This window comes from Lysobacter terrestris (assembly GCF_014489475.1).
Lineage (GTDB): Bacteria > Pseudomonadota > Gammaproteobacteria > Xanthomonadales > Xanthomonadaceae > Agrilutibacter > Agrilutibacter terrestris.
This window is the reverse complement of sequence record NZ_CP060820.1, coordinates 3006145-3020127: the sequence shown is the minus strand read 5'-3', so window position 1 is coordinate 3020127 and position 13983 is coordinate 3006145. Positions and strand designations below refer to the sequence as shown.

Below are 13983 nucleotides of genomic sequence, written 5' to 3'. Positions count from 1 at the left end.
CCTAAGTTTTGGGGGAACCGGTAGATCCGGTGGCTGCAACTTAGGCGGGTCCATTAGTCGGATAAAGCAGCTATACGCTTCCTTTCTGTCCACACACGTGGACAATCAGCTGGCATGAACCAACTGCTGGCCATCCGCGCCTTCGCCCGCGTCGTCGAGACTGGGTCCTTCACCAGGGCCGCCGATTCCCTGCACATGCCCAAGACCTCGGTCAGCAAGCTGGTCGACGAGTTGGAAACACACCTGGGCGTGAAGCTGCTGACCAGGACGACGCGGCGCGTCGCGGTCACGTCCGAAGGCTCGATGTATTACGGGCAGACCGAACGGCTGGTGCGCGAGCTGGAGGACATCGACACCAGCCTGGCGGGATCGCACAAGCAGCCACAGGGGATTGTCCGCGTCACCCTCGGCTCTTCGCTGGCCAGTTGCGTGGTGTTGCCTGCGTTGCCGGCGTTCCTGGATCGCCATCCCGGCATCCAGGTGGAACTGGATGTGACCGATCGCCATGTGGACCTGGTCGCGGAAAACGTCGATTGCGCCATTCGTGGCGGCCGGATGACCGACGAAACCGTGGTCGCGCGCCTGCTGGGCATGGCGTCCTGGCGAACCTGCGCGGCACCCGGCTATCTCGCCCGATTCGGCGAGCCGACGGACCCCGCCGATCTGCAAGCCAGGCACAGGCTGGTGAATTACCAGTCCGCGCGTACCAGTCGCGTGCTACCGGCCAGCTTCGAGCAGAGCGGTGCACGATTCAAGCTGGAGGGGCCTGCCTCAGTGAGCGTCAACGAGAGCAACGCCAACCTTGCCGCTGGGCTTGCCGGGTTGGGGGTGATCCAGAATTTCAACTATGTGGTGCGCCCCTACCTGGACTCGGGAGCGCTGGTCGAAGTGCTGCCGGACTGGCGTCCGCCCCCCTATCCAATTCATGTGGTTTATCCACCGAATCGTCACATGGGCCATCGCATAAGGGTGTTCATTGACTGGTTGGCGGAAGAGTTCGCTCGACTGGCGTGAATCAACGCGCCCGAGGTTTTTCCATCGAAGACCTGTCGCGGGCGGAATAGACTGCCAACCTGGAGGAAGAGGAAGGGTCAAGAACGGACCGGCATCGCGCAGAGCATATTTGCCCCCTTGCAAACGTCTTTGGGGAGTTGGCAATGCTGGACAAGTTCGATTACGGCAATACCCTTCAGCGCGGCTGGCGCCTTACGCCGCCCACGATCAGCCTGGGCCGCAGCCCAAGCGCGATGTTCGGCGCGGCGCGCCTAAAGTTCGATTTCACCGGCCATGGCCATGTCGTCTCGCAGGCTTCAGAATCGGTCTACGACATCTATCTGTGGTTTCGGGATCTGGCCGCACCACCTCATTGGCTCGGCGGAAAGGCGATCAAGCCGCCTGTTTCACGGTTCCAGGCCGGTGCCGCCTGCATCAGCGACATAACCGCAGAATCCGAGGCGGTTTTCCTCAATCCCTTCGACGGGATACACATACGCCTCGGCCACGAGGCCTTCAGTGACCTGGCCGACGACCTGGGGGCTCCCAGAATCTCCGTGTTGCGCGGCACTGGCCTTCCTGACGCGACGCTTACCTCCCTTGTGCGCTGCCTGGAACCTGCGCTGGAAACACCCTCGGTAACGACTTCGTTCTATCTCGAGCACCTGTCGCTGGCCATCACGGCCTATATCGCGCGACAGTACGGCGGCATGACCGAAGTTCCGGCATCGCATAGCGGCGGCCTGTCGCCGGCTCAACTAAGGCGCGCGACGGAATTGATGTCGGAGCATCTGGATGGCGAACTCACGCTGGCCCAAGTCGCCGTCGAATGCGGGCTATCGCGCAGCCACTTCACTTTCGCCTTCAAGCAATCCACCGGCATGTCGCCCCACCGCTGGTGGCTCCAGTACCGGCTCGATCGCGTCAAGCACATGCTGCTGGAAACGGACCTGCCGATTTCGCTGATCGCAAGCACATGCGGCTTCTTCGACCAAAGCCACATGACCAATGTATTCAAGCGGTTCCTGCAGATCACGCCACACCAGTACCGACGCCAACGAAGGTGAGCCCGGCCGCCTGCGCGGGCATCCAGGTGCCAAGAACAACGTTTACGCACGGAAAGCTGGCGGGTTGTCGGCGCGACTCGCCGGGCGTTAACCCGGCGAGTCGCGCAGCCGCGGCTGGTGGCGTTAGCCCGTCTTCCGGCACGCGCCACGGGCGAAGAGGCCTGACTAAGCCTTCAAGAAGGCCAGTATGTCCGCGTTGAACCGATCCTTGTGGGTGTCCGTCAACCCGTGCGGCGCGCCCTCGTATACGACGAGCTTGCTGTTCTTTACCAGTTCCGAGGCTGCGCGCCCCCCGCGATCGATTGGAACCACCTGATCGTCGTCGCCATGAATGATGAGCGTCGGCACATCGAACTTTTTCAGATCCTCGGTGAAGTCGGTCTCGGAAAAAGCCTTGATGCATTCGAAGGTGTTCTTGTGCCCGGCCATCATTCCCTGCAGCCACCAGAAATCGATCAGCCCCTGTGACGGCTTCGCGCCTGGACGGTTATAGCCATAGAACGGGCCACTGGCGACGTCGCGATAGAAATCGGCGCGATTGGCCAGCTGGGCTTTTCTAAACCCATCGAATACCTCGATCGGGATGCCCCCCGGGTTCTGATCGGTCTTGAGCATCAGCGGTGGGACTGCGGAAATCAGACCGGCTTTTCGTACCCGCTTGGTGCCGTGGCGGCCGATGTAGCGCGCCACCTCGCCGCCTCCGGTCGAGAAACCGATCAAAGTGACTTCCTTGACATCGAGGCGATCGAGCAGCTCGGCCAGATCGTCCGCGTAGGTATCCATTTCATTGCCTTCCGACGGCTGGCTGGAACGCCCGTGACCGCGGCGATCGTGGGCGATCACGCGATAGCCATTTGTCGCAAGAAAGTACATCAGCGATTCCCAGCTGTCGGAACTCAATGGCCAGCCGTGACTCAACGCGACCACGGGGCCGGCGCCCCAATCCTTGTAGTAGATCTGTGTTCCATCCTTCGTGGTGATGGTGCCCATGGTTTGTCTCCCGAGCGTAGATGGCGGCGATGGACTTGTGGTTTGAGGGGATGGCGGCGTTGATCCGGAGCAGCCGACCAAAGGCAGTTGCAAGCCTACGGCGACCGCGGCGCCACCCAGTATCATCGAGCGGCGCACATCATCAACGGCACCAGAGCGGGTTGTTCTGGTCATGACACATACCTCCACGATTGCTGTGGGATGTTCTATTCGCGCCGGTTCTTCCGGCAAACGTTTCGACTTAACTGCGATGACAGTTGGGCGCAATCACGTCAGGAACGACAAAGCGAACCAGCCCGCCGTCGATCACTTGATGATTGGCATTCACCAGCTCGATCAGAACTTTGTGCTCGCCCGGAAGCAGGCAATTGATGATCAGCGGCTCGCCGCTGGCATCCGCCCAACGCCACGGTGAGTCGTCGACCGTAACGTGGATGTGACCGATACGTGGCGACACGTCCAGCGCATTGGGGCCGAATACCGGCACGATGCGCAGGTTCTCGGCGCGGTACTGGATCACCACGCGCCCCTGCACCAGCCAGCCCGGTGCCGGAGGATCAATCACGATCTTGGCCGGTGGCTCGCTCTCGAGCGGAATCACCGGCGGAGGGCCGCGAACTTCCCTGGCCGATTGCACCGCGCCACCCGGACCGGCAAGCATGACGACGGCCGCAAACAGCCCAAAGGCAGACGAGATCATGGCGTCTTCCCTTCCTCAGGCATGCAGCAGGCATTTGCTGCCTCCTCGATCAGCATGGCGACCTCGCGCGGGTGCGAAACCATCACCACATGCGAACCTTTGGGAACGACCACGGTATGACGCGAATGGGCTCGCTGTGCCATGAACCCCAAAGCTGCCGGGGTGATGTTGCGGTCTTCGCTTCCGTAGATGAACCAGGAAGGCGTGCCCTTCCACGCCGGCGCTTGCTGCAATCGATCTTTCAGCGCGGCATCGGTCACCGGCCGCTGCCCGACTGCCATGAGCCGCGCCGCCTGAGGCGCCACGTCGGCCGCGAACTGGGCAGGCCAGCGGTCCTGCTGCACGTAGAGATCGCTGCCGCCGCCCTGGATGCTGACTGGTGGCGCCAACGACGGGCCGAGTGTCCCGCCTGGAAAGCGTTCACCGATGTCGGCCGCGCTCTCGCCGATGTCCGGCGCCAATGCATCGACGTAGACCAGGCCCTTTACGCTGGAATTGCCCGCCGCGGCCGCGGTGATCACCTGGCCGCCGTACGAATGACCTACCAGCACGACATCACCCTGGACGCTGCGGACCAGGTCCTCGACGCTGCCGGCGTCGATGGAAAGGCTCCTGAGCGGGATGCTCGCTGCGATCACCTTGAAATTTCGTTGCAACAGCGTGTCGATCACTCCGTTCCAGCTGGAGGAGTCGGCAAAGGCGCCGTGGACCAGAACGATCGTGACGGCGTTGTGCTCACGCGCCGCCTGCGCCTCGGAACTGTTTGCCGGCGTGCCGGCGTAGACGCAACCGGCGCTCACCAGAAAGCTGGTCAGCGATAAATGAAGGGCCGTTGATTTCATGTGACTGTCTCCTGCCGCGATGGTGGGCGGCCCGACCAGGCGACCCCACTCAGGGCCGTCACGCGATCCGGGCCGAAGTAGCAGTCCTCCGTTGACAGCCGGAGGTGCCAGAGGCGCCTCCGTGCCACAAGACGCGTGGCATCACGCGGGAGAGTCGTGCGTTGCGGCCGTGGATGGATTGGACGCCCGGACGGCGCCTTGGATAAATGGACGAATCTCGTCGACCTTCAGCAGGTATCGAGGAGGGCTGCGGCCGGCGCAACGACCAGCCGGTCGCGCACGCGGCGATGGAACCGCAATGTCAGGAAACCGGGCTTCTGGCGCCTTCACGCTGACGTATTCACGACCCAGCTTTGGATGGGATCGACGGCGGCCGTGCCGACTCGGTCGCCTACGCCGCCTTGCGTCCCGACACGACCGGCACGTGCCACACCGCGTAGTTCGGCGGCGTGGTGATGGACGCGATGATCGCGTCGAAGTCGGCACTGACCTCGGGCACCGTGCGTCCCGACGCTTCAGCCAGCACCGCCGAATAGCCGTCGCGCCAGGCGAGCATGATCCCCGCGAAGGTGTCCCGCGGCACCCGCAACGTGTCGACCGTGATGAAATCCAGGGCGATACCCCCGTAGCCGGCGCTCGCCAGCAACGCCGGCGAATGGCGGCCGATGCGGCCGTCGCAGCCGATGCTGCCCAGGTAGGCGATGGCGTTCTCGTTCCAGAAACGGTCCGGATCGAAACGGCTGCCGTCGGCGCGCTCGATCACCGGCATGTGCAGCATGCCGTAGTCCTCCGACAGCAGGTGCAGCCAGCCGCCGGGCTTCAGAACGCGGGTAATTTCCGCGAGCACCAGCGGGAAGTCCGGCACCGCCTGCGACATGTGCCGGCACACGACGAGATCGAACGTCGCGTCCGCGTACTGCAGCGCGAAGGCATCGCCCTGTTCGTAGCGGATCCGTTCACCGAAGCCGGTGCTGTCGCGGCGCGCGAGCGCGAGGTTGCCTTCGAGGATGTCGATGCCGTCGATCGTCGCCTGCGGGTAGCGTTGGGCGAGGCGACGGGTGATCTCGCCGGTGCCGCAGCCCAGGTCGAGGATGCGCAACGGCCCGGACAGGCCGTAGCGGTCGAACAGCGGCGCTTCCTGCGGCCAGATGGCCTCGGCCTGGTGCGCGAGGTTGCGCGCCATCGACTCGTCGCCCATCTGCTCGGCTTGCGGGTTGCGGTCTGCGCTCATCGGGATTCTCCGTGATGGGGCACCAGCGATGTGGGAAACACTGCGGCGTACGCCGCTGCAGGAACGACGGCGTCAGGCGGCCGGATCGACCAGCGGCTTGAGTTCCGGATCCAGTGCCACGCGTTCGTCGAAGACGAAGCAGCGGCCGTCGTAACCGAGGCCGCCCACGCGTTCGAAGTAGCCGAGGATGCCGCCTTCGAGCTGCAGCACGTTGTCCATGCCATCGGCCTGCATCCACAGCGCGGCCTTTTCGCAGCGGATGCCGCCGGTGCAGAAGCTGACCACGACGGCATCGGCCAGCGCGCTGCGGTGCGGCGTCAGCGCTTCGGGCAGGTCGGTGAAATTGTCGATCGGCAGGGTCAGCGCGCCGCTGAAGGTGCCGTAGCCGATCTCCTCGCGGTTGCGCGTATCCAGCAGCACCAGGCGGCGACCGCTGTCGTCCGCGCCCTGCTCGATCCAGCGCGCGAGCTGCTCGGGCTCGACCGTGGGCGCGCGGCCTGCGGCGAGCGGCGAGGACCCGTCGCGACGGAAGGCGATGATTTCCTGCTTGAGCTTGACCTTGAGCCGCGCGAACGGCTGCGTGCGACTGCGGCTTTCCTTCACCACGATGCCGGCAAAACGCGGATCGTCGCGCAGCGCGTCGAGGAACTGGTGGATCGCCGACTCCGCGCCGGAGAGGAAGAGGTTGATGCCCTCGCCCGCCACCAGCACCGTACCGCGCAGCCCGCCGGCTTCGGCCAGCTCGCGCACGCGCGCGGCCACCGCGGGCGGGTCGGCGATGGCGACGAAATGGTAGGCGGCGATATTGAGGATCACCCGCATATTCTAACGGCCGCGGTCTGACGCCGGAAAAAAGCGACCCCGTCGCAACGGTGGCGCCGAAGGCGGTACCCGGGCAGACCGGGCCCAGGGCACGCGGTTTGCAGGCGCGTGCTAGGCGCCCCCGGTGCAGGCAGCAGCACGTTCCAGCAGCAGCCCGCGTTCGCGTTCGTTGCGGGTCATGCCGGCGGCGCGTTCGAACTCGCCGCGCGCCTCGTCCATGCGGCCGAGCTTGAACAGCAGGTCGCCGCGCACGCTGGGCAGCAGGTGGTAGCGCGCCAGCGTCGGTTCGCCGGCGAGCGCATCGACCAGTTCCAGCCCCGCGACCGGGCCGAACAGCATGCCCAACGCGACCGCGCGGTTGAGTTCGACGATGGGCGATCCGGTCAACTGCGACAGTTCGCCGTAGAGCCCCACGATGCTCGCCCAGTCGGTGTCTTCCGGCTTCAGCGCGCGCGCATGGCAGGCGGCGATGGCGGCTTGCAGCGCGTACATGCCGCGCGTGCCGCCGAGCTTCTGCGCCTGCTCCAGCGCAGCCAGGCCGCGTCCGATCAGCAGGCGGTCCCAGCGCGCGCGGTCCTGGTCGAGCAGCAGGATCGGCTCGCCGGACGGGCCGGTGCGTGCGCCCGCGCGCGAGGCCTGGATCTCCATCAGCGCCACCAGTCCGTGCACTTCGGCCTGCTGCGGCATCAGCCCCGCGAGCACGCGGCCGAGCCGCAGCGCGTCCTCGCACAGGTGCGGGCGCAGCCAGTCCTCGCCCGCGGTCGCCGAGTAGCCCTCGTTGAAAATCAGGTACACGACCGCGAGCACCGCCGACAGGCGTTCGACCAGTTCGTCGCCGCGCGGCACTTCGTACGGCACGTTGGCCTCGGCCAGCGTGCGCTTGGCGCGGACGATGCGCTGCGCGATGGTCGGTTCGGGCACGACGAACGCGCGCGCGATCTCGTCGGTGGTCAGGCCACCGAGCAGGCGCAGCGTCAGCGCGACGCGCGCGTCCTGCGACAGCACCGGATGGCAGGCGGTGAACACCAGCCGCAACAGGTCGTCGCCGATCGGATCGTCCAGCGCATCGAGCAGATCCTCCTCGCGCACCTGCTGGTGCAGCTCGATCTCGTAGCCGAGTTCCTCGTGCTTGCGCTGCTGCAGCTGGTGGCGGCGCAACCGGTCGATCGCGCGGTGCTTGGCCGTGGTCATCAACCACGCGCCCGGGTTGTCGGGAACGCCGGCCTGCGGCCACTGCTCCAGCGCCGTCACCAGCGCGTCCTGCGCCAGCTCCTCGGCCAGGCCGACGTCGTGCAGCATGCGCGCCAGGGTGGCGATGAGCTTGGCCGATTCCATCCGCCACACCGCATCGATGGTGCGGCGGATGTCCTGCGCGCCGGATTGAGCGCTGGACTGCACGTTGGATTTTTCGGGGGAATCGGCCATGGGCCGCGATCTCACCACCGCGGCGGCGGCGGTGCAAGCGCAGGCCTTGCCGTTTCGCGCGGGCGTAACCGGCGCCGCGGCGCGGCGCCGTTCCCTGCATTGCGCCTGGTGCACACTCAGGCTTGCTGCAGCGCGCCGTTGATCATCCACGGCACGCCGAAGCGATCGGTGAGCATGCCGAAGCGCTTGGCCCAGAAGGTCTCCTGCATCGGCATGACTACCACGCCGCCCTGCGCGAGTTCGTCGAAGATGCGGTCGGCTTCCTCGGCGCGGTCCACGCTGAGCGCGATCGAGCAGCCCTTGATGCCGTCGTAGGGATGGTCGGGATGGTTGTCGGAGCCCATCAGCACCTGCTCGCCGGCCTGCAGGCGCACGTGCATGATCTTGTCGCGTTGTGCGGGCGGCATGCCTTCGCAGCCGGGCGTGTCGCCGAAGCGCTGCAGCACGGCCAGTTCGGCACGCAGGCATTGCGCGTAGAAACGGAACGCCTCTTCGCAATTGCCGTTGAAGATCAGGTAGGCATTGATCTGCATGGGGGTCGCCTCAGTGCTGGGTCAACGCGTCGCGCAGGCGTTGTTCCTGCTCGCGCAGTTCCGGAGTGAGCGCATCGCCGAAATCCTCGGCTTCGAACAGCGGGCGGATCTCGATCGTGGAGTCGCCCGGATGCGGGTTCGGGCAGCGCTTGGCCCATTCCACCGCCTCCTCGATCGAGCTCACCTGCCAGATCCAGAAGCCGGCGACGAGTTCCTTGGTCTCGCTGAAGGGTCCGTCGACGACGGTGCGCCTGCTGCCGGAAAACTCCACGCGCTTGCCGCGCGAAGACGGGTGCAGGCCCTCGCCGGCCAGCATGACGCCGGCCCGGACCAGTTCTTCGTTGAAGCGGCCCATGTCGTTGAGCAACTGTTCGCCCGGCATCACGCCGGCTTCGGAATCCTTGGTGGCCTTGACGATGACCAGGACGCGCATTTCGTTCTCCTCGTTCGGGTGGCGAGCCCGGCGTGGTTGCCGGGCTCTTGCAGGAACGACGAGCGGGACGGTGCGGAATCGACATGCTTCCGGAAGAATCCGCCGCGCACCCGCCGGCCCTGCCCCCGGGTCCGCGAGGGCTACTCCGCGAGGTACTCCACCACCGGCTTGAACCCGCCCCAGAACATGCGCATGCCGTCGAACGGCAGGTTCTTCGGGTCGGCCATGTCGGCCAGGCGCGGGTCGGACATGACCTGCTTGTTGATGCGGTCGCGGTCGCGCTTGTTGGCGTAGACGATCCAGGAGAACAGCACCACCTCGCCGTCCTTCAGCTTCACCGCCTGCGGGAACGAGGTGACCTTGCCGGGCTTGACGTCGTCCGCCACGCACTCGGTGTACTGCAGGGCGCCGTATTCGATCCAGATCTTGCCGGCCTTGCGGGCCAGCTTCTTGTAGGCGTCCAGTTGCGCCGCGGGAACCGGCAGCACGAAACCATCGACGTAGCTCATGGAGTCTTCCCTTCTATGGGTGGCGTACGGGGCGATGTTCACGGAGCACGGATTCGGCCTGCGTGAACGCCGGGCTCGACCGCGGGTGCATTCGTGAAGGCGGCGCGCGCTCGCTGCCGGCCGCCGCGGGGAGCTAGAATCCCGGCAAAACATGGGCAGCCGGGGGAGCGGCATGGCCATCGCGCAGACACCATCCGCGGACCTGCTGCTGCGGGTCATCCAGGTCCAGACCGAAATCGCACGGCTCGGCGCCGACCTTGGCGGCGTCATGGCGCTGGTCGCCGAACGCACCCAGGCCCTCACCCGCGCCGCGGGCGCGGTGATCGAGCTCGCCGAAGGCGACGACATGGTCTATCGCGCATCGTCGGGGATCGCCGAGTCCTACCTCGGCCTGCGCCTGAAGCGCGACAACAGCCTGTCGGGGCTATGCATCCGGCTGGGACACCCCCTGCGCTGCGACGATTCCGAAACCGATCCGCGCGTCGATCGCGAGGCCTGCCGGCGCATCGGGCTGCGCTCGATGATCGTGGTGCCGTTGCGTCACCACGACCAGGTCGTGGGCGTGCTGAAGGTGCTGTCCGTCGAACCGACGGCGTTCCACGACGAAGACCTGCACATGCTCGGGCTGATGTCGGACCTGGTCGCGGCCGCGATGTTCCATGCCACCCAGCACGAAAGCGGCGCGCTGTTCCACCGCGCCACCCACGACCCGCTGACCGGGCTGCCCAACCGCGCCCTGTTCTACGAACGCCTGCGCGGCGCCCAGGCCGAGGCCAGGCGCGAAACGCGCCGCTTCGCGGTCATGAGCGTCGACATGGATGGGCTGAAGCCGATCAACGACTCGCACGGGCATCGCGCCGGCGATGCCGCCATCTGCGAAGTCGCCGCGCGCATCCGCAACTCCACGCGCGCGGCGGACACCGTCGCCCGCCTCGGCGGCGACGAATTCGGGGTGATCCTCGCGCAGTGTTCCGATCGCGATGGCGTGCAGGCGCACGCGCAACGGCTGAACACCTGCGTCGGCGCGGACTTCGCCTTCGAGCAACACCCGCTACGGCTCGGCGCCAGCATCGGTGCGGCGATCTATCCCGACGACGGGGATTCGCTGGAAACCCTGCTGGAAGCCGCCGACCAGGCGATGTACGTGAACAAGCGCGCCGGTCGCCCGGCGCGCTGATTCAGTCCAGCCTGTTCAATCCGGCCTGTTCAATCCGGCCTGTTCAATCCGGCCTGTTCAAGCCAGCGCGGTCAATTCAACCGCGCTCGACCCGACGCGTTTCAGCCGCGGCTGTCGCGGCGCGGGGCCGCAGCACGGCCGCTGCTGTTGCCGTTGCGCTTCGGGCCGCCGGCGTGGGCGTGGCGCTGCGCGGGCTTGCCGTGCGGGCGGTGGCCACGCGCCGGACGCTGGTTGCCATGCTTCGGCAGCGGTGCGTTCATCTGGATCGGCCGGCTCGGCTCGAAGCCTTCCACCGTCACCAGTTCGACCGGGGCCTTGAGCATGTTCTGCACCTGGCGCAGCAGGCCGCCTTCTTCCGGCGCGACCAGCGACAGCGCTTCACCGCTGGCGCCGTTGCGGCCGGTACGACCGATGCGGTGCACGTAGTCCTCGGCCACCATCGGCAGGTCGTAGTTGATCACCAGCGGCAGGTTGGCGATGTCCAGGCCGCGTGCGGCCACGTCCGTCGCCACTAGCACGCGCACCTTGCCGGCCTTGAACTGGGCCAGCGCCTTCTGCCGCTGCGCCTGGCTCTTGTTGCCGTGGATCGCGGCGGCGCTGAGGCCGGCGGTTTCCAGCTGTTCGGCCAGGCGGTTGCAGCCGTGCTTGGTCTTGCCGAACACCATCACCTGCTCGGTGTGGCGCTTGGCCAGAATGTCGACCAGCAGGTCGCGCTTGCGCGAGGCGTCCACCGGGTGGGCGCGGTGCGCGATGGTTTCGGCGATGGTGTTCTGCGCGGCGATCTGGACCTGGCGCGGATCGCGCATGAATTCCAGCGCCAGCGCCTTGATCCGCGCCTCGAACGTCGCCGAGAACAGCAGCGTCTGCCGCTGCGCCGGCAGCTTGCCGAGGATGCGCTTGATCGCCGGCAGGAAGCCCATGTCGAGCATGCGGTCGGCTTCGTCGAGCACCAGCACTTCGATGTTGTCCAGGCGCGCTGTGCCGCGCTCGAGGTGGTCGATCAGGCGGCCCGGGCAGGCGACCAGCACGTCCACGCCGCGGCGCAGGTTGTCGACCTGCGGCTGCATGCCGGCGCCGCCGTAGATCGCGCTGATGTTCAGGCGCAGGTGCTTGGCGTAGCCGCGCAGGCTGTCGCTGACCTGCAGCGCGAGTTCGCGGGTCGGGGTGAGGATCAGCGCGCGCGGCTTGCGCGGGCCGCTGGGCGGCGTGGCCTTGGCGAGGCGGTTGAGCACCGGCAGGCCGAACGCGGCGGTCTTGCCGGTGCCGGTCTGGGCGCCGCCCAGGACGTCGCGGCCGGCGAGCGCCAGCGGGATGGCTTCGGCCTGGATCGGGGTCGGCGTGGTGTAGTTGTTTTCGGACAGCGCGCGCAGCAGCGCGGGCGCAAGCCCGAGCGATTCGAAGGACATGGTTGTAGCTCCGTTGGATCGCAACCGACGTATCGGCTGCAGACTCGAAGCTTTCCTTGACCGCGCTGCGAGTGTTCTTTTTTGACGGTGCCGGAAGCTCCGGACCGTGTCTGCGCGACGAAAGGCGTACGGGATATGGGCCGCAAGGAGTCCGGCTGGGCCGGGGCGGCGGGCTTACCTGGGAAAACGGATCAGCCGTGCGCGAAACGGGGCGAACTGTACGCGACTCGGCCTGTTACCGCCAGTTTTTGCCCAACGCCCCGTTCATCTGCGCCGCGAGCCCCGCCTGCGCGGCTCGCCGCGGCCGGAGCGGCGATCACGCCTTGCGCAGGTAGATCGTCTTCAGCACCAGGCCCTTGATCTTGTCGGAGTTGCCTTCGATGTGCTCCGCATCGTCCTCGACCAGGCGGATGTTGCGGATCACCGTGCCCTGCTTCAGCGGAATCGACGAGCCTTTGACTTTGAGGTCCTTGATCACGACCACGGTGTCGCCGTTGGCCAGCGCGTTGCCGTTGCTGTCGCGGACCGTGACGCCCGCGTCCTCGCCACCCTCGCCCGCCATCGGCCACTCGAAACCGCAATCGGCACAGACGAAGTTGGCGCCGTCGGCGTAGGTGTTCTCGAGGGTGCACTGCGGGCAGGCGGGCGCGGTGGGCATGGGAGCGATCCGGACGTATACGTGGGGCGCGCATTCTACGCCGGCGACGCGCTCAGTCGTCCGGCGAGCCGTAGCGCAACCAGCGCTCGGCTTCGCGATGCTCGCTGAAGATGCGCACGTTGATGCCCATGCCTTGGCCGAAGATCTCCGCATATTCGATCGCCGGCAGGAATTCCGGCGTGGGCTCGATCACCGCCACGCGGTCGAAGTGCTTCGCTTCGTGCTGGAACAGCGCGGCCAGCTCGGCCAGTTCCGCCGGCTTGGCCGGCTCGCCCTTCCGGCGATCGGTGACCAGCAGCTTGCGCAGGCCGCGGGCCTTGGCCTCGTCGGCGATCTCGCGCCAATAGGCGATGCGCACGCGCTGCGCGTCGATGTCGCCGCTCACCCGCACTTCCAGCATGTCGCCGTGCTCGACGAGTTGCAGCGTGTAGTCGGGATGGGTCCGCTTCTCGGCCATGCGGCATGGTCATCGTTCGCGCGCGGACACGCCAGTGCCCGGCGCCGGAAGGTTTCGTGCCAACCCGGGTTGCACCGGGCGGACGGAGCCGCCAGCCATCGCCTCACCACGGCGGCCGCCATGGCGGCACTCTCGCCGCCGCTCGCGATGTCGAATGGCCACCGCCCCGCTCGTCATCCCGATGAGCGCAGCGACGACGGCGTCGCGAGTGCTTGCACGTCCGCTTCCACCACAGGAGAACCCCCATGGCCCAGGCGCACCGCATCACCCCGTTCCTCTGGTTCAACACCCAGGCCGAGGAAGCCGCGAACTACTACGCGCAGGTCTTCGACAACGCGAAGGTCGGCAAGATCGTCCGCTACGACAAGGCCGCGGCGCAGGCCTCGGGCATGCCCGAGGGCACCGCGATGACGGTGGCCTTCGAACTGGACGGCACGCCTTTCGTGGCCTTGAACGGCGGCCCGCATTTCAAGTTCAGCGAAGCGGTGTCCTTCATCGTCAACTGCGAATCGCAGGCCGAGGTCGACCGCTACTGGAACCACCTGTCCGCGGGCGGCGACCCGGCGGCACAGCAATGCGGCTGGTTGAAGGACCGCTTCGGCCTGTCCTGGCAGGTGGTGCCGAACGAACTGCCGCAGCTGATCCAGCACCCCAAGGCGATGCAGGCCATGCTGCAGATGAAGAAGATCGACCTGCAGGCGCTGCGCGAGGCAGCCGCCGCCTGAACGGGCCGTAGAATT

16 protein-coding genes are annotated in these 13983 nt (G+C 66.6%); 4 read left to right on the top strand and 12 right to left on the bottom strand.

What is annotated here, in order from left to right; translation table 11 throughout:
- The first annotated feature begins 114 nt into the window (after positions 1-114).
- A complete protein-coding gene (locus tag H8B22_RS14170; RefSeq protein ID WP_187712032.1) occupies positions 115-1014 on the top strand; it encodes a LysR family transcriptional regulator in 900 nt (299 codons plus the stop codon).
- Between the two features lie 143 nt (positions 1015-1157).
- Positions 1158-2060 carry a helix-turn-helix domain-containing protein gene (locus H8B22_RS14165; protein ID WP_187712031.1) on the top strand — a complete coding sequence of 301 codons (903 nt, stop codon included), beginning with the start codon at positions 1158-1160 and terminating at the stop codon, positions 2058-2060.
- 165 nt (positions 2061-2225) lie between these two features.
- Here the strand turns inward: H8B22_RS14165 and H8B22_RS14160 are convergent, their stop codons facing one another.
- From H8B22_RS14160 to H8B22_RS14120, 9 genes are all read right to left on the bottom strand, one after another.
- Positions 2226-3176 (bottom strand): alpha/beta fold hydrolase, encoded by a 951-nt coding sequence (locus tag H8B22_RS14160; RefSeq protein WP_407060857.1) that lies wholly within the window; start codon positions 3174-3176, stop codon positions 2226-2228.
- Positions 3177-3291: 115 nt separating this feature from the next.
- A complete protein-coding gene (locus H8B22_RS14155) occupies positions 3292-3750 on the bottom strand; it encodes a DUF6130 family protein (RefSeq protein ID WP_208456905.1) in 459 nt (152 codons plus the stop codon).
- Positions 3747-4592, bottom strand: a complete 846-nt coding sequence (locus H8B22_RS14150) for an alpha/beta fold hydrolase (protein WP_187712029.1) — start codon at positions 4590-4592, stop codon at positions 3747-3749. Before H8B22_RS14150 ends, H8B22_RS14155 begins: the two co-directional genes overlap by 4 nt.
- 391 nt (positions 4593-4983) lie before the next feature.
- On the bottom strand, positions 4984-5823 hold the full coding sequence (locus H8B22_RS14145) for a class I SAM-dependent methyltransferase (protein WP_187712028.1): 840 nt from the start codon (positions 5821-5823) through the stop codon (positions 4984-4986).
- 72 nt (positions 5824-5895) lie between these two features.
- The gene (locus H8B22_RS14140) at positions 5896-6639 is read right to left on the bottom strand and encodes a sulfurtransferase (protein WP_187712027.1); all 744 of its coding nucleotides are present in this window, start codon (positions 6637-6639) and stop codon (positions 5896-5898) included.
- 117 nt (positions 6640-6756) lie between these two features.
- A complete protein-coding gene (locus H8B22_RS14135; protein WP_187712026.1) occupies positions 6757-8070 on the bottom strand; it encodes an RNA polymerase sigma factor in 1314 nt (437 codons plus the stop codon).
- Between the two features lie 116 nt (positions 8071-8186).
- Positions 8187-8603, bottom strand: coding sequence for a VOC family protein (locus H8B22_RS14130; protein WP_187712025.1), 417 nt, complete (start codon positions 8601-8603; stop codon positions 8187-8189).
- 10 nt (positions 8604-8613) lie between these two features.
- Positions 8614-9036 (bottom strand): YciI family protein, encoded by a 423-nt coding sequence (locus H8B22_RS14125; protein WP_187712024.1) that lies wholly within the window; start codon positions 9034-9036, stop codon positions 8614-8616.
- 140 nt (positions 9037-9176) lie between these two features.
- The gene (locus H8B22_RS14120) at positions 9177-9545 is read right to left on the bottom strand and encodes a DUF1428 domain-containing protein (RefSeq protein WP_187712023.1); all 369 of its coding nucleotides are present in this window, start codon (positions 9543-9545) and stop codon (positions 9177-9179) included.
- Between the two features lie 172 nt (positions 9546-9717).
- Here H8B22_RS14120 and H8B22_RS14115 point away from each other — a divergent pair, with 172 nt between their 5' ends.
- Complete coding sequence (locus H8B22_RS14115) at positions 9718-10722, top strand: sensor domain-containing diguanylate cyclase (RefSeq protein ID WP_187712022.1); 1005 nt, start codon at positions 9718-9720, stop codon at positions 10720-10722.
- A gap of 101 nt (positions 10723-10823) precedes the next feature.
- On the opposite strand, the gene H8B22_RS14110 is transcribed toward H8B22_RS14115, so the two are convergent.
- The 3 genes from H8B22_RS14110 to H8B22_RS14100 all read right to left on the bottom strand — a co-directional run bounded on the left by H8B22_RS14110 (position 10824) and on the right by H8B22_RS14100 (position 13243).
- Positions 10824-12128 carry a DEAD/DEAH box helicase gene (locus tag H8B22_RS14110; protein WP_187712021.1) on the bottom strand — a complete coding sequence of 435 codons (1305 nt, stop codon included), beginning with the start codon at positions 12126-12128 and terminating at the stop codon, positions 10824-10826.
- Positions 12129-12444: 316 nt separating this feature from the next.
- A complete protein-coding gene (locus H8B22_RS14105; protein ID WP_187712020.1) occupies positions 12445-12786 on the bottom strand; it encodes a zinc ribbon domain-containing protein YjdM in 342 nt (113 codons plus the stop codon).
- Between the two features lie 52 nt (positions 12787-12838).
- Complete coding sequence (locus H8B22_RS14100; RefSeq protein WP_187712019.1) at positions 12839-13243, bottom strand: SpoIIAA family protein; 405 nt, start codon at positions 13241-13243, stop codon at positions 12839-12841.
- A 245-nt stretch (positions 13244-13488) separates the two neighbouring features.
- On the opposite strand from H8B22_RS14100, the gene H8B22_RS14095 reads away from it, so the two are divergent.
- On the top strand, positions 13489-13968 hold the full coding sequence (locus H8B22_RS14095; RefSeq protein ID WP_187712018.1) for a VOC family protein: 480 nt from the start codon (positions 13489-13491) through the stop codon (positions 13966-13968).
- Positions 13969-13983 lie beyond the last annotated feature (15 nt).